Below are 18911 nucleotides of genomic sequence, written 5' to 3'. Positions count from 1 at the left end.
CAAGTTCACCTCTCCCATAGGGAGAGGTCGCGCCGGAGGCGCGGGTGAGGGGTTACGGTCCCTCGATAGAGCAGATCCCCTCACCCGGCGCTGCGCGCCGACCTCTCCCTATGGGAGAGGTGAAAAAGAGCCCGCGCCCATGGCGGACACAATTCGACCTTATCTCATTACACTCTAACTATACCGGAACCTTCTCCAGCTTCTGCAGGCAGCGCGCCACCCTCACCTCGGTCGGCATGTCGGTATCGGGAAAGCTGGTCTTCCAGTCGGTGACGCCGACCTCGCCGACATAGATGTCGCCCCTGGAGTCCAGCGCGATGCCGTGCGGCGCCAGGAACTTTCCTGTCTCGACGCCTGGGCCGCTTTCGCCGCCGAGCCGCGCGATGCGGTTGCCCTTGGCATCGACGATGGTCAGCCGGGGCCCGAGATTCGGCACCTTGCGGTTGACCGCGAGACCCGGACCGAGTTCGCCGACCACGAAATTCGGCTGTTTGCCGCCGCAGCAACATAGCGCGCAGGGACGGTGCAGATTGTTCCACTGCGTCTCGTATTTCCCATTGCCGTCGAACACCTGCACGCGATGGTTCTCGCGGTCGGCGACATAGACAAAGCCGTCGGCATCGGTCGCGATGTTGTGGACGATATTGAACTGACCGGGATCGGTGCCGGGCTCGCCCCAGCTCTTGATCAGCTTGCCGTCGGGCGTGAATTTGTGGACACGGGCATTGCCGTAGCCGTCGGAAACATAGATCTCACCTTTCGGCGATAGCGCGGTGTGGGTGCAGCGGTTGAACGGCTCGCCGCTCATGAACGGCGCGGGCTTGCCAGGGATGCCGATCGTGAGCAGCACCTTGCCGTCGGGCGAGCATTTGCGCACGGTGTGGTCGCCGTCGTCGGTGCAATAGAGATTGTCATCGGCGTCGATGTGCAGGCCGTGGGCGCGGGAGAACAGGCCTTCGCCCCAACTCCGCAGGAAATTGCCCTCGCGGTCGAACACGACCATCGGGTGCTCGCCGCGGTTGAAGACATAGATGCGGTCCTTGCTGTCGACCGCGACGGAGGCGACGTCGGTGAGCTGCCAGCTATCGGGCAGCTTGGCCCAGTTCTCCACCACGCGGTAGCGATGCTCGCCGGAGCCGAGGATGGTCGGCATGTGATTTCTCCCCAATGGCGGCCTGGTTATGCAAACGCAGCCCTGGGCCCGACGTCGCGCGGCAGCAGGCCTTCCTCAATCGCCTTGATCTGCAGCGCCAGGTGCTTGGAGCCGATCCGGCATTGCGCCAGCCCGCCGGCGATCAGCCAGAGGCCCACCTGACCGGTGCGGGTGTACATGTTGCGCAGCTCCTGCTCCTCGCCAAAGCCCCAGATCGTGCCGACGCGGTCGGCGACGTCGGCGCCGAACAGCTTCTTCACCAGTTCCTCCTGGCGCTTGTAACCGGTCGCGAGCACCACGAGGTCGGCGGGGATCAGCTCGCCATTCTTCATCCTGGCGCCGTCGGCCACGAACGTGTCGACGTCGGAAAACTGTTTCAGCGCGATCTCGCCTTTCACGATCAGGTCGGAGCAGCCGACGTTGAAGTAATAGCCGCCGCCGCGGGTGAGATATTTGAACTGCCAGCCGGTATTGTCCTCGCCATAGTCGAGCTTGAAACCGACGCGCGCCAGGCCGTCCAGCAGATCCTTGTCGAGTGCTTTTGATTTCTCCGTCACCATCGCATGGCTCTTGCGCCCGAGCTTGAGCGGCATCGACATTGCGATCAGGTCGTTATCGTCGAGCGTCCCGTCATTGTAGGGCGCGTAGACGAGCTGCGCCGACGGCTCGATGCTGACCACCAGCGTCGGGCTGCGCTGCATCAGCGTCACGCTGGCGCCGCTGGAATAAAGGTCCTGCGCGATGTCGTGGCCGCTATTGCCGGTGCCGATCACGATGGCGCGCTTGCCCTTCCAGTTCTCGCCGTCGTCATAGCGGCTGGAATGCATGGCCTTGCCGGAAAACTCCTTCAGGCCGGGAATATCAGGCACGCTCGGAATGCCGCTGACGCCGGTCGCGAGCACCACATGGCGTGGGTGCATCTCGCGCTTTGAGCCATCAGCGCAGCGCAGCGTCACCGTCCAGCGGCCCTCGTTCTCGTCGTAGCGCCCGCCCTCGAACTCGGTGCTGGTCCAGAAGTTCAGCTCCATGGCGTCGACATAGGCTTCGAACCAGTTGGCGAGTTTGTCCTTCGGGATATAGGTCGGCCAGTTCGGCGGGAAGTGCATATAGGGCAGGTGGTTGACCTGCACCTGGTTGTGCAGCGTCAGCGCATGATAGCGCTTGCGCCAATTGTCGCCGATGCGCTCCTCGCGGTCGACGATCAGCGTATCGACCTGCAACTGCTTCAGCCGTGCGGCGATGCAGAGCCCGCTCTGGCCGCCGCCGACGACGAGCACGGTCGGATCGCGGTCGGCATAGTCCGTCGAGGCCTTGCGAAGGTCGAGCCAGTTCGGCCCGCGGAAGTCGCGCGAATAGGCGTTGCCGCGCGGGCGGTTGACGCCGAGCTGCTCCTCAAAGCCCTTGAGCTCGCCGAGCTCGGTCAGGAGCGTCCAGGCCTTCAGCGTATTGCCGTCGGTAGGGTCGGGGATCAGGCGGACGATGCCGCTGCCGCGGCCATCAGCGGTCTCGAACTTGAACATCGCCTCGATCGCATTGGTGCCGGCCCGCGTCACCTTGCGCGGCGCGCGGCGATCGGGGTCGATCGCAAAGCGGCGTGGTGCGGCGCGGCCCGCATGCCGCTTCAGCTCGGCAATGATGGCGTCCGCGCCTTCGCTGGTCTGGATGTTCCAGCTCAGCGCCAGCACGTCGCGCCAAAAACTATCGGGGAGAAACAGGAAATTGAGCGCGCCGTCGCCAGGCTTGCGAAGTGCGTCCTCGAATCGTGCAAGCCAAGTGTCGGCGGCCACCGAGATGTCGTCGGTCCTGTCGAGCATGAGCGTTCCCCGTCACGGCCGTCTTCGCGGCGTGTTCGCTCGCAGCCTATACCTATTCGGCAGGCCGCAGAAAGGCCGTGACGGGATGTCGGCTATTCCGTGAGATTGTACTTCGATTGAACTCAATCGAAGTACAATCTCATCTCCTTGCTCAGCATGATCTTTTCGGAAAACCGGTTCCCACTTTTCCGGATCATGCATGAAGAGAAAGGATGTGCCCTAATTCCGGCGGAACGCGGCCGTTGAGGGTATCGAGATAGGCCGTCTGCACCGCCGCAGGCCCGCGGCCCTCGGTCACCTCAAGCCATTGTTCGAGCTTCGGCGCGAAGCCGGACCAGGCGGCGCCGAAGCGCGTATCGATCCCGCCGGGTCCCCACTCCCTGGCACGCTTGCGGATCTGGTCGGGTGCGAAGAACCAGCTCGGCTTGGCGCCCGGCAGTTCCGGCTCGTTCTCCTCAGAGCGACGATGCGTCAGCCCGACGCGCCCGGAATATTTCATCTGAGCGCCGAAATGCCGGTGCAACGCTTCGCGCAGGCCGCTGTTGCCGGCCATGTCCACGAACGCCGCCGGCCGATCCGCAGCCAGCGACGCGACGCGATCATAGGTGACGACCTCGTCGTAGCAGCTGAGCGATTTCACGAAGCCGGTATTCGCAACCGATGTCAGGCCGATCACCTTGATGCCTCTGGTGTGCAGCAGATGCGCGAGCCCGAAGGCGGTCTTGCTGGAGGCGGAAGAGAGCATCACGCTCTCCGCGCCGAAAAATCCGTTCTCGGCGAGGAAGTCGTCGACCAGGAACGACAGCATGAACAGCGGCCGCAGCAGGGCCTGGTAGTCGCCCTGCCGCCCGGCAAAGGCGGGATCGCCGCTCACGCGTGCATAGGCGTTGTAGACCGGCGCCACGCCCTGCCGATGTGCGGCGCCGTCGCGCAGGCCGCGCTTGCTGACATCGGCGGCCTCGATCACGAGGTGCGTTGCCATCGGAAAATAGCCGAACAGCCGTTCGCCTTCGGCAACGTTCGGATGGCGGGAGGCGATCACCTCGCCAAATCCCCACACCGGAATGTTGCCAAACCCTTCCGGTGCGGGGAAGAGCTGCCAGTATTTGAGCTCGTCGCCGAGCACCGCATAGGTGATGTTGTTGGCGGTCAGCGCAAAGCTCGTCACCTTGATCAGCAACGTTTCGCCTGGAAGCGCGGCCGCGTCAGGCAGTGCCCGCTCGATGAACTTGCATTGCTTGAGATCGTTGCGGGCGACGACGAATTCAGTCGATGTCATGAGGGCGGCTCCGGCTCTGGACGCGCCGCCATCTTTGCGTCGGGCGATGAAGGTTTTGCAACAGCAACATAGTTTAAAACGCTGTTCGCTTCCGGCTGCTCCGGTGAAGCGGATGTCGGCCTGACAAGCCGTTTGAAATTGTGGGCCCGAGGAAGACGTGGGGCCGCGCGTCTTGCCCCGAAGGCAGTCAGCATGAATGCGACCGTAGTGCTAACGACATGAATCAGCATGCCTGTCCTCGGCGCTCAAGCGGAACGCGGCAGTGGAATGGCGGAAGAGAAGACGTTGTCGGGATCGTAGCGGCGCTTGATCTCCATCAGCCGCCCGGCGTTGCCGCCGTAACTCTGTCTCGCGCGATCAAGCTCGTCCTTACCGAGAAAGTTCGGATATCCGCCGGGCAGCGCCGAGGCGAAGCGCTCGCGCGTGGCGCGCGTCCAGTGCCGGTGCCGCGGCACGTCGCCGGCGTCGGATCGGTCAGGGAAGCTTGCCAGGATTTCGACCAGCAGGTGATCGCGGCGCAGTCCGAAAGCCGTCGCGGCCTCCGCGACACGGGACGCCGCGCCGCGGAATTCGTGGGTGATGATCGCGCAGCCCGGCGAGACCGCGTTGTCCATCGCGTGGATGAACGCGCCGATGGCGCCGCGGTCGAGCGCCGGCAGCCAGCAACTGTCCATCACGGTCTGCAATCCGGTGACGATGTAGGGATCGAACATGCCGAGCAGTGCGCCGTACGATAGCTGCTTGCTCTCGCCTGCGAGCAGCGTTCCGAGCCTGGCGAATGGCTCAAGCCTTGCTTCGCCTTCTTCTGGCCGGCCGCTCCAGGTTGGAACGATCAGGACCACCACTGCGCCGCTTGGATCGGCGATCAGCGTGTGCTGCACCGTCAATTCCTCCGGCGCCGAGGCCATCAATGCGCTGCACCGTTCGAGCACGGAGCGGGCCTCGGAAAACGGATAGACGAGCATGCCGGAATGAACGCTCGGCAGTTCATGGACGCGATGGCGCATCGCCGTCACCACGCCGAAATTGCCGCCGCCGCCACGCAGCGCCCAGAACAGATCGGCGTTGGTCTCGCCGTCGGCATGCACGATGCGGCCGTCGGCCAGCACGATCTCGGCCGCGAGCATGTTGTCGAGCGCGAGGCCGAAGCGTCCGATCAGCGGACCATAGCCGCCGCCGAGCGTGAGCCCGGCGATGCCGACGCTCGAAGCCGATCCCGCCGCCACGGCCAGCCCGAGCGGATCGGTGACAGCGACGACATCGGCGGCGCGGGCGCCCCCTGCAATCGTGGCGCTGCGGCCGTCGGCGCTCAGCACGACGTTGCGCATCCCGCTCAGGTCGATCACCACTCCCTCGCAGAGCGCGCGGCCGGCCCAGTCGTGGCCGCCGCCGCGAACCGACAGTGGCAGTTCGCGCTCGCGCGCAGATCGGATCGCGGCCTGGACGTCCTCGGCGGTTCGGCAATGCACGACCGCGCCGGGCGTGACGCCGACCTGCTTTGCCCAGATATTGGTCGCCGCCGCATAGCGATCATCGCCAGGTAATGACACCAGTCCAGGCAAATCCTCGCTCAGGCCACGACAGGCGGTATCGATCGTAGCAGGCATGGCTTCACTCTCCTGTGATCGGCGCGAGCGGGGGTGCTCGGCGTTATCCGCCGATTTACGGAGAAGCGGGCAGTGCGTTCGTGAAGATTCCTGCGGTTTTGCTGGTACGTTCAGGCGAACTCAGAGGGAGGAACGCCGTAGACGCGGCGGACCCATCGCGACAAATGGCTCTGATCCGAAAATCCGGTGTCGGCTGCGATTTCGGCGAGTCCAATTCGTCCTTCGCGCATGTGCTGCGCCGCCGCCTGCAGGCGGAGATGGACGACGTAGCGATACGGCGTCATGCCGACCGAGCGGGTGAATACGCGCGTAAAATGGAAGGAGCTGCGGCCGGCGAGCGCGGCCAGATCGGCGACCTCGATCGGCTCGGCGAGATTGGTGAGCACGTAGTCTCTGATCCGCTGCAGCGCGCGTTGACCGAGCCGTCCGCGAACCGGGCGTCGGGGCGTCGACGTATAGTTGGACACTAGGCGGCCGATGAAGCGGCTGGCGGCTTCACTCCAGAACAGCGGGCCGTTCGGATAGCCTTGCGCACTCTCCGCCGCCAGCGACTGCGCCGTGCGCTGAAGCGTCTGATCATATCCCGACAGCCGCTCGGGAAGCTCGGCTTCGAGCGCGGAATCGTCCGCGGCCGCAAGCGCAAGCTGGGTCGGCTTGACGGCGATCAGCAGCATATCGGCGGTGTTGTCGGCCTCGGCGGAGCAGTCGGCGCCTGCCGGACAGATCGCCAGCGCGCCCTGGCCCGTCTCGTGCCGCAGCCGTCGTCCGGCTATTCGGCAATCGAGCCGCAGATGGGACGACATCTGAACGAAGGTGAGGTGCTGTTCAGTGGCGGCGCTGAAATGCGCCCCTCCGTCGAATAGCGCCCGGAACACGCGGACACCGCTTTCGCCCGCCGGGCCGTCCGCCTGGGATGTGATGGGTGGCTCGCCATCTTTTCGAGCCCAGCGCACTTGACCGAACTTCGCCACGTGGAATCGCGCTCCGCCAGCAATGCATGAAACAAGCTCGCTAGATTGGGCGCGGATGGAGGCTGCGAAAGGGCGGCGAAGCCACCCCTAACGCACACGTGAAAAGGAGTGACAGCGCTTTTGGCTCTGCCGTGTCAAACGGCTGCGCGTAGCGCGCCTTCGCGATGGAGATCGCGCAGCTTGCGCTTGAAGATCTTGCCGGTGGCCTCGCGCGGCAGCGCGTCCATGAACTGGATGTCCTTCGGCACCTTGAAGTTGGCAAGCTTGCCGCGCAGAAAATCCTGCACGGCGGCGACCGACAGCGTCACGCCCGGCTCTCGCTCGATGCAGGCGAACAGCCGCTCGCCATATTCGTCGTCGGCGACGCCGAACACCGCGCAGTCGCGCACGCCTTCCATGCCGATCAGCGCGTTCTCGATCTCGGCGGGATAGATGTTGACGCCGCCCGAGATCACCATGTCGCGCTTGCGGTCGCACAGGAACAGATAGCCGTCCTCGTCGAGATAGCCGACATCGCCGACGCTGACGAGGCCCTCACGCCCGGCCTCGGTGCGCGCCTTGGCGTTGCCGTGATAGTCGAAATCCGGGATAGCCGTCTGCCGCATGAAGATCTCGCCGGGCTCGTTGACGTCGCATTCCGTCCCGTCGGGGCGGAAGATCTTCACGATGCCGCCTTCGATCACGCGGCCGACCGTGCCGGGCTTTGCCAGCGCCTCCGCCGCCGAATGCCAGACCGGGATTCCGGTCTCGGTGGAGCCCAGATATTCGTTCACCACCAGTCCCCACCAGTCGATCATGGCGCGCTTCACATCCACCGGGCAGGGCGCGGCGCCGTGAATGACGAAGCGCAGCGAGGAGAGGTCGTAGCGGCGCTTCGTTTCCTCCGGCAGCCGCAGCAGCCGCACGAACATCGTCGGCACCATGTGCATGTGGGTGACGCGGTAGCGCTCGACGAGCTGCAGCAGATCCTCGGGATCGAAGCGCGGTTCGAGCACGATGCTGCAGCCGCTGCGGAACGCCAGCATGCCGTAGCTGTGCGGCGCCGAATGATACATCGGCCCGTTCATCAGCACGACCTGGTTGTCGTCTGGCTTGATGCCGTAGGCGATGGTGCTGACGCGGACGGCCGCGGCCTGCAGCTCGGGCGGCATCGGCTTGCGCCGCACGCCCTTGGGCTGGCCTGTGGTGCCCGAGGTGTAGAACATCGGCGAAGCGCCGATCGGGGCATCGGTCAAGGGTGCATGCGTGTCGCGCCAGCGGTCCCAGTCGGTCAGGCCTTCAGGTACCTGCATCAGCGCAGGCGGAACGCCATAGGCGGCAGCGATCTCCGGCGGCGTCGCCACGACCAGAAGCTTGAGCCCGGCGGGCAGCCCATCGCGTATCTGTGGCACCAGATCGGCGTGGCAGATCAGGACGTCCGCGCCGCTGTCGGCGAGGACGTAGGCGACCTCCTCGGCCTTCAGGTGCCAGTTGATCGGCACGATCGGGCTGCCGAGCGCGGCGGAGGCGGCCACCGCCTCGAACAACGCGAAGTCATTGCGCAGCATCATCGCGACCGGCTGGCCGTCGCGCACGCCGAGCGCTCGCAACCCGGATGCCGCACGGGCGATGCGCTCGTTGATCTCGCCATAGCCGATCCGGCGCTCACCGCTGATGATCATCTCGTGCTCCCGATCGTTTCTGTCATCATGCTCAGCGGTCGTCCAGGATCTCGCCGAAGCTCACCCAGCTCTTGCCGTTGAAACGCCGCAACTGCAATTGTTGGAACGGCAGATAATCGTCGGGGCCGGTCGTAACAGTCATTCCCGGCAACAATAACGGCAGCTTGACCTCGCGCAGCGACGTCGCCTGGCGCAGGATGTTCTCGCGGCTGAAATCGTCCTTGCATGCCCTGAGCACCGTCGTCAGAAGCGTCGCATAATGGTAGCCGGCGGCGTAGTTCGAATTGTTCAGGTCGGCGTTCGGCAGATATTGCTTCATGAACGCAAAATATTCTTTCACACCTGCGTCATCGGCCCACTGCACGTCCATCGTGTCCTTTTGACTGCTCGACGAGATCAGGCCGACCGCGTTCTCGAATCCCGCCGGCTCCAGGAACGAGATCGACGAGGCCGACGTCGGCACGAAGAATAGCTCCGGCTTCCAGCCGAGCTCGGCGACGCCTTTGATCGATTGCGAGGTGAATTTCCCGAGCACCACGGCGAACAGCACGTTGGCGCCGGAGGCCTTCAATGTCGCGAGCTGCGAGCTGATCGTCGGCGCGCTGGTCTCGTAGCTCGCTTCCGCAACGATCATGCCGGCGGCCTTGGGGCCGAGCGCGCGCTTGAAGCCGGCGACATAGTCGCGGCCGAAATCGTCGTTCTGGGAGAGGATTGCGATCTTCGCGTCGGGCTTGGACTGCAATACATATTTGGCATAGACGACGCCCTCGGATTCGTAGGCGGCCATGCCGGGCATGGTCCAGGGGAAGTTCTTCGGGTCGGCCCATTTGGTCGCGCCGCTCAGCAGGAACAGTTGCGGGACCTTCTTGCCGTTGAGGTAGCGGTGCACGGCGCTGTTGGTCGCGGTGCCGAGCGAGCCGAACATCATCTGCACCTCTTCCTGCTCGACCAATTTGCGGGTCTGCTCCACCGTCTTGGGCGGGGAATAGGCGTCGTCCAGCGTGATGAACTTCACCTTGCGGCCGTTGATGCCGCCTTCGGCATTGACCTTGGCGAAGAAGGCTTCCTGCGTCCGCCCGATGGTGCCGAAGCCGGACAGCGGCCCGCTATAGGGCAGGGTCTGCCCGATGCGGATGTCTTCCTTGTCCTCTGCGAAGGCCGTTGTGATCGCGCCCAAGGTAAACAGAACGGCCAATGCGTGCCGCAGCTTCATGGTCTCTCTCCCGGTAGTCAGTTTTATTTGTTGAGCAGAGGAGGCGTAGCGCTCAGGCGCTGGCCCGCCGCAGGAAATCACCGCGTGCTTCGTTGAATTCAGCCTTGAGCCGCTCCATCAGTTCGGCAACCGGCGGGATGTCCGCGATCTGGCCGATGCCCTGGCCCGAACCCCAGATGTCGCGCCACGCCTTGGCCTTCATGTTGCCGCCGGAGCCGAAGTTCATCTTGGACTTGTCGGCGACCGGCAGATTATTTGGATCGAGGCCAGCGGCCGCGATCGACGGCCCGAGGTAGTTGCCGTGCACGCCGGTGAACAGGTTGGAATAGACGATGTCATGGGCGGCATGTTCGGTCAGCGCCTGCTTGTAGCGCGGATCGGCATTGGCCTCTTCGGTGGCGATGAAGCGGGTGCCCATGTAGGCGAGGTCGGCGCCGAGCGCGAGCGCGGAGGCGATGCTCCAGCCGTCGGAGATCGCGCCCGACAACAGGATGGTGCCCTTGAACCATTGCTTGACCTCGCGCACCAGCGCGAATGGGGACAGCGTGCCGGCATGCCCGCCGGCGCCGGCGCAGACCAGGATCAGGCCGTCGACGCCCTGCTCGGCGGCCTTCCGCGCATGCTTGACGTTGATGACGTCGTGAAACACCACGCCGCCATAGGAATGTGCGGCCTCGACGATTTCCGATGGCGGCCGCAGCGAGGTGATGATGATCGGGACCTTGTGCTTGACGCAGGTTTCCATGTCCAGCATCAGCCGGTCGTTGGAGGCGTGGCAGATCTGGTTGACCGCGTAGGGCGCGACCTTCTTGCCCGGGTTTAGCGCCCTGTATTCGCCGAGCTCGTTTTCGATCTGCGTCAGCCACTCGTCGAGCTTCTCGGCGGGTCTGGCGTTCAGCGCCGGAAACGAGCCGACGATGCCGGCCTTGCACTGGGCGATCACGAGATCGGGCCCTGACACGATGAACAGCGGCGAGCCGACCACCGGCAATTCGAGACTGTTGGCGAGCGATGCTGGCAACGGCATATCTGTTCCTCCCGGCGCCTGCGGCACCTTAATCTTGACGCTGTCAATATAGGGCTGGACGGGGCGATGATGGCGTTCAATACTGAACAGTCGATCTATCGGGAATGAACAGGCTATCGACGCGAGGCAGTCGGATGGATTGGGACCTGTGCAAGACCTTCGTCGCCGTTGCCGAGACCAGGAGTTTCGCCGCGGCCGGGCGCCGCCTGCGCGCCAGCCACCCGACCGTTGGCCGCAAGATCGCGGCGCTCGAGAAGCAACTCGGCACCCGCCTGTTCGCGCGCTCCAATGACGGGTTGTCGCTGACCTCGCAGGGCCGCAAGTTTCGCGAGCACGCAGACGCCATGGCCGCCGCGGCGCTGCGCGCCGAGGCGGTTGCTTCCGCAACCGGCGAGCAGGCCCGCGGGGTTGTAAAACTGTCGATCGGCGCGACGCTGGCGGCGCACTGGCTGATGCCGCGGCTCGGGCCGTTCCTGCGTGACCACGACCATATCCAGCTCGAGATCATCACCCATCCGTTTCCGGCGAGCGTGCGCCGCCGCGAGGCCGACGTGGTGCTGCGGCCGGTCGATGCCGGTGAGGAGAACCTGATCGGGCGCAAGATCGGCCGGCTCGGCACCGGCTTCTACGCCTCGCGCGACTATGCCGCGCGGCGCAAGCTGCCGGAGCGGCGCGACGAGTGGCGGGGGCACAGCATCATTGGTTTTGCCGACCAGGCGTCGAATGCGCATCTGGCGCGCTGGAGCGATTTCATCACCAGGCAGGGAACGGTGGTGATGCGCTGCTCGTCGCAAGGCGACATGCTGGCTGCCGTGCGCGCCGGGCTCGGCATCTCGGCGCTGTCCTGCTTCGTTGCGGAAAGCTATTCGGACCTGGTCCGCGTCGCGCCGCAGAAGCTCGGCAGCGTCTCCGATCTCTGGCTGCTCGCGCATCCCGACCTGGTCGAATTGCCCGCCGTCCGCGCCGTGACCAGCTTCGTCACGGTCTGCGCTCGCGAGGACCGCATCAAGCTTCGCGGCTAGCGCCACGTAGATCCGGGGGAGCGAAGCGCAACCCGGGGACACCTGCATCAATATTTCGCGAGAGGCCCCCGGGTTACGCTGGCGCTTCACCTGGGCTACGAAGCTGCAATCACCCCCTCGCGTTTCTTCAGCACACGGTAATAGGCCCACCACAGATGCGCGGCGGCGCCGCGCAGCGGGCGCCAGGGCTCGGCCAATGGCGCCATCTGCTTTGCGGTCGGCCGCTCCTTCAATCCCAATCCGATCTTCACGGCTTCCTGCACGGCGAGATCGCCAGCCGGCCAGGCGTCGCCATGGCCGAGGCAGAACAACAGATAGATGTCCGCGGTCCATGGGCCGATGCCGGGCAGGGCGGTCAGCGTGTTGTGGGCGATGTCGGCCTCTTCGTTTCCGAGCACGTCGAGGTTCAGCCGTTCGGCGGCGAGCTCACGCGCGATGTGCTTCAGCGTCTTGATCTTCGCCGCCGACAGGCCGAGCCGGCCAAGCCGGTCGGCGCGTGCCTTGCTGATCGCGTCGTGATGAAAGGGATCGAACGCCTTGCTGACCCGGCCCCAGATCGCAGCCGCGCTCGCGGTCGAAAGTTGCTGGCCGCAGACGATCGCGGCAAGTCCGGCAAAGCCTGCCTCGCGCTGTCGCAGCGCCGGCATGCCGGTAAGCTCCAGGACCGGCTTCAACCGCTTGTCCTGCTTGACCAGAGTGTTGATCGCGTCTTCGAGATCGGACTGGGTTTCGAGGTGGATGAGCATTTAAGGTGATCAATCCGTCATGCGCGGGCGCCTGTCCCCGACTTGATCGGGGATGACCCCGCGCATCCATCTGTTATCGTGAGAATCTCTTAAAGGATGGATTGCCGGGTCAAGACCGGCAATGACGAATTCCACCGCTATGCCACCACCCGTTTTCCGATTCGCGCCGAGCCCGAACGGTCATCTCCATCTCGGCCACGCTTTTTCGGCGCTGTTGAACTTCGACCGCGCGCAAGAGGTAGGGGGACGATTCCTGCTGCGGATCGAGGACATCGATCCGACGCGCTGCCGGCCGGAGTTCGAGATTGCGATCTACGAGGACCTTGCGTGGCTTGGCATCGCCTGGGAGACGCCGGTGCGCCGGCAGTCGGAGCATCTCGACGCCTATCGGAAGGCGGTCGAGCAATTGACCGCGCAAGGCCTGCTCTATCCGAGCTTTGAAAGCCGTGCTGAAATCGCGCGCCTGGTCGCCGAGCGTGAGGCGGCTGGTCCATGGCCGCGCGATCCCGATGGTGCGCCGCTCTATCCGGGCGCCGCGAGATCGCTGCCGATGCCCGAGCGGCGGCGGCTGATCGAGACAGGGGTGCCTTACGCGCTCCGATTGGACATGGCGGCGGCTCGCGCGCGGGCGAACCATCTGACCTGGACCGAACAGGGCGAGGGGCCCGCCGGCGAGCACGGAACCGTGATTGCCAAGCCGGAGGCGTGGGGCGACGTCATCCTGGCGCGCAAGGAGACGCCGACAAGCTATCACCTCTCGGTCGTGATCGACGACGCCCTGCAGGGGGTGACCGACGTCATCAGGGGCCAGGACCTGTTCTGGTCGACCAGCGTGCACCGGCTGCTGCAGGAATTGCTCGGTATCGCCCCACCGGCCTACCGGCACCATCGGCTGATCCGCGATTCGGCAGGGCAGAAACTGTCGAAGTCGACCAAGGCGACGGCCTTGCGGGAACTGCGCGCCGGCGGCGCGACCCCCGCTGACATCCGCCGTCTGGTGGGGTTGGTCTAGATCCGCGAAGGATGCTGCGCTCCCTCTCCCGCTTGCGGGGGAGGGCTGGGGTGGGGGTCTCTCTACGAGTCCCCCAGTGGAGAGAGCCCTCACCCGGCGCTACGCGCCGACCTCCCCCGCATGCGGGGGAGGTAAACGCGCCTCGCTATCGGTTGCACGTGGCTGGCTCGGCCAAAGGTCTCCGTGACACCGACGGTCATGGCATGCCATTCTGCCGGCCGGGGCAGGGTTTGCGGGAATCATGGCGGCAAGATCGCGCGTTGGGCGCACCATTCGGCATCCCAAGAAGACGCCGTCGCGGAAGCGTGCCTTGAAGGCGGCGAAAACGCGCCGCGGGCGGGCGCCTGCCAAGGCGGGGCCCGGCGTGGTCGAGACCGCGCTGGCGGCTTTCGCGCATGAGGTGCGCACCCCGCTCACCGGCATTCTCGCGATCAGCAACCTGCTTGCGACCTCCGATCTCGACGAGCGCGAGCGGCGCTGGGTCGACACCATCCAGGCCGGCGCCGAGCATCTGGCCAGTCTTGCGACCCTGTTCGTCGATGCGGCGCGAGGCCGTGGCCCCGGCCTCGAGATCCGGCAGGATTTCTTCGACCTGCGCACGCTGGCCCGCAATGCCGGGAATTCGCTGGCCGGGCGGGCGGCGGCCAAGGGGCTGCAGGCCTCGATCGAGATCTCCGAGAAGCTGCCCGCCTTCGCCGTCGGCGATCCCATTTGGCTTCGTGCGGCGCTGGAGAACCTGATCGACAACGCGGTCAAATTCACCGAGCGTGGGACGGTCGCGTTCGAGGTCACGCCGGCGCGCGCCGGGAAAGGCAAGGTCGGGGTCGCGTTTGCGGTCTCCGACAGCGGCATCGGCCTTTCGCTCGCCGAGATCAAGCGCCTGTTCCGTCCGTTTTCTCAGGCCAATGTCTCCATTGCCTCGCGCTTCGGTGGCGCCGGCCTCGGCCTGTCCTCGGTCAAGCAGCTTACGCGGGCGATGGGCGGCGACATCGTCGCGAGGCCGCGGCGCGGTGGGGGCACCACCTTCACGCTGACGATCGTGCTCGCGCCCGCCGGCGAACCGGCGGCAACCAAAGGCGATACCGGGAGCGACGTGCCGGCGGGCTCGCCGCGCGCGCTGCGGCTGCTCAGTGTCGAGGACAATCCGTTCGGCCGCGTCGTGCTCAACACCATCCTTACCGAGCTCGGCCATCAGGCGGAGTTCATCGGCGAGGGGGAAGCGGCGCCGGAGCGGCTGGCGCAGGGCACCTTCGACGCCGTGCTGATGGATATGGTGCTGCCTGGCATCGACGGGGTCGAGGCGATCAGGCGTATCCGCGCGCTTCAGCCGCCGCTCGGCCGCATTCCGATCATCGGGATTTCCGGCCGCAGCGAGGACGAGGCAGCCTCGCGCGCGGCCGGCGCCGACGCTTTCCTGGTCAAGCCTGTGAGTCCGCGGGCTTTAGCGACTGCGCTGCTTGAAGCGACACGCCGTTCGGCAGCCGCGACTTGATGATCGCCGCGTTCAACTCGCCGCCATAGACGAAGATCGCGGCGATGAAATACAGAAACACCAGCGCGATGATCACCGACGCGAGCCCCGCATACATCGAGACATAGTTGTTGGCGAAGCGCGCCAGGTATTGGCCGAACACGATACCTGATATCAGCGAAGCCACCATGGTGAAGATGATGCCGGGCAGGATCTGCAGGAAGCTGCGCCGCCCGGCCGGCAGCCAGGCATGCAGGATGATCAGCGCAACGGTCAGCGCCGTGATGGTGATGCCGTAGCGCGCAATGTTGAGGATGCGCTCGTTGCTCTCGACAAAGAATGGAATGTAGAGCCGCGCCGTCTCGAGCATCAACGGACCGAGCACGATCAGGAACGCCATTGCCAGCGAGGTGATGGCAGCAACCAGGGTGTAGCCGATCGATTCCAGGCGCAGCCAGTACCAGGGCCGCCACTCGACCACGGCATAGGCGCGGTTCAGCGCAATACGAAGCGCTTCGACGCCGTTGGAGGCGAAATAGAGCGCGAGAGCCGCGCCGATGGTCAGGATGTCGCCGCGCGTGGTCGTCAGGACGTCGTGGACCTGGCTGGACAGCGTGTCGGCGACTTGTTTGGGCCAGGTCTGCAGCAGCAGGCTCGCGGCCTGGTCGGCCAGTTCCTTGGAGCCGAAAAAGCCGGCGAGAGAGGTCAGCACGATCAGGAACGGGAACAGCGCCATCAGGGTCGACAGCGCGATATGGCTGGCTATCGCCCAGCCGTCGTCGGCGAGGAACGTGTAGAACGCATCCATCACGACACGGTAGACGTAACGAACCTGATTCACTTCCCACCCTGATCCGGCCAGCCGACGCCGCACACCAGCTTCCGATATAATCGCGCCAAACGCCAGATCGTTGCACTTGTCCCCATCCCGTGTGGCACTCCGCGCGGGGCAGTGTTATGTAGCCTTGATGGCATCCTTCTTAAGTACGTTCATCCTCCCCATCGCGGTCGGCGCCGTTGGGGTGGTCCTGTTGCTCGGTCTCGCCAACATGATGCGCGGCGGTTCGCCGAATACCTCGCAGAAATTGATGCGGCTGCGCGTCTTGCTGCAATTCGTCGCCATCGTCATCGCGATGCTCGCGGTCTGGGCGATGGGGCGCTAGGTGGGTTAGTCTATCCGTATCTCACCTCTCCCCAAGGGAGAGGTCGGCGCGAAGCGCCGGGTGAGGAGTTACGGTAAATCGAGGGACCTCAACCCCTCACCCGGATCGCACCGGACGATGCTTCGCATCGCCGGGAGCGATCCGACCTCTCCCTACGGGAGAGGCGATTACGGAGCTGAACATGGTCGTGCTCAACAAGATCTACACGCGGACCGGCGATGACGGCACCACCGCGCTCGGGAGCGGCGAGCGCCGGCCGAAATATGATCTGCGCGTTGCCGCCTATGGCACGGTGGACGAGACCAATGCCGCGATCGGCGTGGTGCGGCTTCATCTTGCGGATAGCCCCGCGCTCGACCGCATGCTCGGCCTGATCCAGAACGATCTGTTCGACCTCGGCGCCGATCTCGCGGTGCCCCAGCGCGAGGGCAAGGCGGAGCGTCTGCGGATGCTGGCGAGCCAGGTCGAACGGCTCGAGCGCGACATCGACACGCTCAATGCCGAACTTGCGCCGTTAACCTCCTTCGTGCTCCCCGGCGGTACGCCGGCGGCGGCCTATCTGCACCTCGCCCGCACGATTTGCCGCCGGGCGGAACGGATCATGGTGGAACTTGCCGCCAGGCCGGACGAGCCGGTCAGCGAGGCTGGCATCCAGTATATGAACCGCCTGTCGGATTTCCTTTTTGTCGCCAGTCGCTTCCAGAACGACAAAGGCGCCGGCGACGTGTTGTGGGTGCCCGGCCAGAACCGGTAGAGCATGATCCGGAAAAGTGGAAACCGGTTTTCCGAAAAAGATCATGCTCAAACAAAGAGATGCGATCATGATCCGATTCCGTCTAATCGGATCATGATAGAATAGGTCTGAAAATCCGTAGGGTTGATTTTTGGCTTTCGCGCGTTGACCGCCGATAGCGGGACCTTTAGGTTCCGCGCCCGAGCCAACCAACCCCCTATTTTCAAAGCGAAAGAGGATCGATGAAGGTTCTTGTGCCGGTAAAGCGGGTCGTCGACTTCAACGTCAAGGTCCGCGTCAAGAGTGACGGATCGGGCGTGGAACTCGCCAATGTCAAGATGTCGATGAATCCGTTCGACGAGATCGCGGTCGAGGAAGCGCTGCGGCTGAAGGAAGCCGGTAAGGCGACCGAGGTCGTGGTGGTGTCGATCGGCCCGGCGCAGGCCTCCGAAACCATCCGCACGGGACTGGCGATGGGCGCCGATCGCGGCATCCTGGTCAAGGCCGAAGGCAATGTGGAGCCGCTCGCGGTCGCCAAGATCCTGAAGGCGGTGGTGGACGCGGAGAAGCCCGGCCTCGTCATTCTCGGCAAGCAGGCGATCGACGACGACAGCAACCAGACCGGCCAGATGCTGGCTGCGCTGCTCGGCTGGTCGCAGGCGACCTTCGCCTCCAAGCTCGAAGTCGAAGGTTCTGACTTCAAGGTGACGCGCGAGGTCGACGGCGGCCTGCAGACCGTGAAGCTGAAGGGCCCGGCGATCGTCACCACCGACCTTCGCTTGAACGAGCCGCGCTACGCCTCGCTGCCCAACATCATGAAGGCGAAGAAGAAGCCGATCGACGATAAGAACGCAGCCGATTACGGCGTCGATCTCACGCCGCATCTCGAAATCCTCAAGACTTCGGAACCGGCAGGCCGCAAGGCGGGCGCGTCAAGGTCAAGGACGTCGCCGAACTGGTGTCGAAGCTCAAGACCGAAGCCGGGGTTCTCTAAATGACGACATTGCTGATTGCCGAACACGAACACGAGAAGCTGAAGGACGTCACCAACAAGGCGCTGACCGCGGCGGCACAGTTGGGCGGCGATGTGCATGTGCTGGTCGCCGGCGGCGGGGCGGGCACCAAGGCGGCGGGCGAAGCCGCTGCGAAGCTCGCCGGCGTCAAGAAGGTGCTGGTGGCCGAAGGCGAGGCTTATGCCCACGATCTCGCCGAACCGCTCGCCGCGCTGATCGTCTCGCTGGCGCCGTCCTACGACGCGATCGTCGCGCCCGCGACCTCGCGCTTCAAGAACGTGATGCCGCGCGTCGCGGCCCTGCTCGATGTCATGCAGGTCTCCGAGATCATCAAGGTGGTCGCATCAGACACGTTCGAGCGTCCGATCTATGCCGGCAACGCGATCCAGACCGTGAAGTCGAAGGACACCAAGAAGGTGATCACGGTCCGCACCTCAACTTTCGCGGCTACGGCTGAAGGCGGCAGCGCGCCGGTCGAGACGGTAGCGGCTGCGGCCGATCCAGGCCTCTCCAGCTTCCTCGGCGAAGAGGTCGCCAAGAGCGACCGTCCGGAGCTCACCTCCGCCAAGATCATCGTCTCCGGCGGCCGCGCCATGCAGAGCCGGGAAAACTTTGCAAAATATATCGAGCCGCTTGCCGACAAGCTTGGCGCCGGCGTCGGCGCTTCGCGCGCCGCGGTCGATGCGGGCTATGCGCCGAACGACTGGCAGGTTGGCCAGACCGGCAAGGTGGTCGCCCCGGAACTTTATGTCGCCGTCGGCATCTCCGGAGCGATCCAGCATCTGGCCGGCATGAAGGACTCCAAGGTGATCGTCGCGATCAACAAGGACGAGGACGCGCCGATCTTCCAGGTCGCCGATTACGGCCTGGTCGCGGACCTCTACCAGGCGGTTCCGGAGCTGACCGAGGCACTCGGCAAGCTCGGAAAATAAGCAGAGAGAACACCGGCCGGATGCTTAAGCCCCGGCCGGTGTTCTCCTTTTTGAATGGCGTTTTTCGGCGAAGCAGGTACCTTTCGCCCCGAGC

At 64.8% G+C, this 18911-nt stretch carries 15 protein-coding genes and 2 pseudogenes; 7 read left to right on the top strand and 10 right to left on the bottom strand.

Annotated elements, in window-relative coordinates:
- Positions 1-178: 178 nt before the first annotated feature.
- From ACVJGD_RS24080 to ACVJGD_RS24045, 8 genes and pseudogenes are all read right to left on the bottom strand, one after another.
- Positions 179-1153, bottom strand: coding sequence for a peptidyl-alpha-hydroxyglycine alpha-amidating lyase family protein (locus ACVJGD_RS24080; protein WP_456636639.1), 975 nt, complete (start codon positions 1151-1153; stop codon positions 179-181).
- Between the two features lie 26 nt (positions 1154-1179).
- On the bottom strand, positions 1180-2967 hold the full coding sequence (locus ACVJGD_RS24075) for a flavin-containing monooxygenase (protein WP_456636638.1): 1788 nt from the start codon (positions 2965-2967) through the stop codon (positions 1180-1182).
- A gap of 193 nt (positions 2968-3160) precedes the next feature.
- Positions 3161-4246: a DUF2855 family protein gene (locus ACVJGD_RS24070; protein WP_456636637.1), complete on the bottom strand. Its 1086-nt coding sequence runs from the start codon at positions 4244-4246 to the stop codon at positions 3161-3163.
- A 245-nt stretch (positions 4247-4491) separates the two neighbouring features.
- Entirely contained in the window at positions 4492-5853 is a 1362-nt protein-coding gene (locus ACVJGD_RS24065; RefSeq protein ID WP_456636636.1) for an FAD-binding oxidoreductase, read from the bottom strand.
- A 110-nt stretch (positions 5854-5963) separates the two neighbouring features.
- The gene (locus ACVJGD_RS24060; protein WP_456636635.1) at positions 5964-6824 is read right to left on the bottom strand and encodes a helix-turn-helix domain-containing protein; all 861 of its coding nucleotides are present in this window, start codon (positions 6822-6824) and stop codon (positions 5964-5966) included.
- 134 nt (positions 6825-6958) lie between these two features.
- Positions 6959-8494 (bottom strand): annotated as a pseudogene (locus tag ACVJGD_RS24055) (acyl-CoA synthetase); the annotation flags it as partial.
- Positions 8495-8516: 22 nt separating this feature from the next.
- Positions 8517-9698: an ABC transporter substrate-binding protein gene (locus ACVJGD_RS24050; RefSeq protein WP_456636634.1), complete on the bottom strand. Its 1182-nt coding sequence runs from the start codon at positions 9696-9698 to the stop codon at positions 8517-8519.
- A 52-nt stretch (positions 9699-9750) separates the two neighbouring features.
- A complete protein-coding gene (locus tag ACVJGD_RS24045) occupies positions 9751-10725 on the bottom strand; it encodes an NAD(P)H-dependent flavin oxidoreductase (RefSeq protein WP_456636633.1) in 975 nt (324 codons plus the stop codon).
- A gap of 134 nt (positions 10726-10859) precedes the next feature.
- Between ACVJGD_RS24045 and ACVJGD_RS24040 the strand changes: the two genes are divergently transcribed.
- Positions 10860-11747, top strand: coding sequence for a LysR family transcriptional regulator (locus ACVJGD_RS24040; protein ID WP_456636632.1), 888 nt, complete (start codon positions 10860-10862; stop codon positions 11745-11747).
- Positions 11748-11842: 95 nt separating this feature from the next.
- On the opposite strand, the gene ACVJGD_RS24035 is transcribed toward ACVJGD_RS24040, so the two are convergent.
- Positions 11843-12493 (bottom strand): DNA-3-methyladenine glycosylase family protein, encoded by a 651-nt coding sequence (locus tag ACVJGD_RS24035; RefSeq protein WP_456636631.1) that lies wholly within the window; start codon positions 12491-12493, stop codon positions 11843-11845.
- A gap of 139 nt (positions 12494-12632) precedes the next feature.
- Here ACVJGD_RS24035 and gluQRS point away from each other — a divergent pair, with 139 nt between their 5' ends.
- Entirely contained in the window at positions 12633-13505 is an 873-nt protein-coding gene (gene gluQRS / locus ACVJGD_RS24030) for a tRNA glutamyl-Q(34) synthetase GluQRS (protein WP_456640351.1), read from the top strand.
- A 241-nt stretch (positions 13506-13746) separates the two neighbouring features.
- Positions 13747-14997 (top strand): ATP-binding protein, encoded by a 1251-nt coding sequence (locus ACVJGD_RS24025; protein ID WP_456636630.1) that lies wholly within the window; start codon positions 13747-13749, stop codon positions 14995-14997.
- Here ACVJGD_RS24025 and ACVJGD_RS24020 read toward each other — a convergent pair.
- Positions 14924-15784, bottom strand: a complete 861-nt coding sequence (locus ACVJGD_RS24020; RefSeq protein WP_456640350.1) for a YihY/virulence factor BrkB family protein — start codon at positions 15782-15784, stop codon at positions 14924-14926. The two genes, ACVJGD_RS24025 and ACVJGD_RS24020, sit on opposite strands and share 74 nt — an antisense overlap.
- A gap of 160 nt (positions 15785-15944) precedes the next feature.
- Between ACVJGD_RS24020 and ACVJGD_RS24015 the strand changes: the two genes are divergently transcribed.
- The 4 genes and pseudogenes from ACVJGD_RS24015 to ACVJGD_RS24000 all read left to right on the top strand — a co-directional run bounded on the left by ACVJGD_RS24015 (position 15945) and on the right by ACVJGD_RS24000 (position 18817).
- Positions 15945-16139, top strand: a complete 195-nt coding sequence (locus tag ACVJGD_RS24015) for a twin transmembrane helix small protein (RefSeq protein ID WP_035690040.1) — start codon at positions 15945-15947, stop codon at positions 16137-16139.
- Positions 16140-16320: 181 nt separating this feature from the next.
- Positions 16321-16893, top strand: a complete 573-nt coding sequence (locus ACVJGD_RS24010) for a cob(I)yrinic acid a,c-diamide adenosyltransferase (protein ID WP_456636629.1) — start codon at positions 16321-16323, stop codon at positions 16891-16893.
- A gap of 221 nt (positions 16894-17114) precedes the next feature.
- A pseudogene (locus ACVJGD_RS24005) lies at positions 17115-17866 on the top strand (electron transfer flavoprotein subunit beta/FixA family protein).
- Positions 17867-18817 carry an electron transfer flavoprotein subunit alpha/FixB family protein gene (locus ACVJGD_RS24000; protein ID WP_456636628.1) on the top strand — a complete coding sequence of 317 codons (951 nt, stop codon included), beginning with the start codon at positions 17867-17869 and terminating at the stop codon, positions 18815-18817. It abuts the pseudogene before it with no gap.
- Positions 18818-18911: the final 94 nt, after the last annotated feature.

Source organism: Bradyrhizobium sp. USDA 10063, from assembly GCF_054063735.1.
The sequence above is the reverse complement of the archived record's forward strand: the minus strand, read 5'-3'. Positions and strand labels throughout refer to the sequence as shown.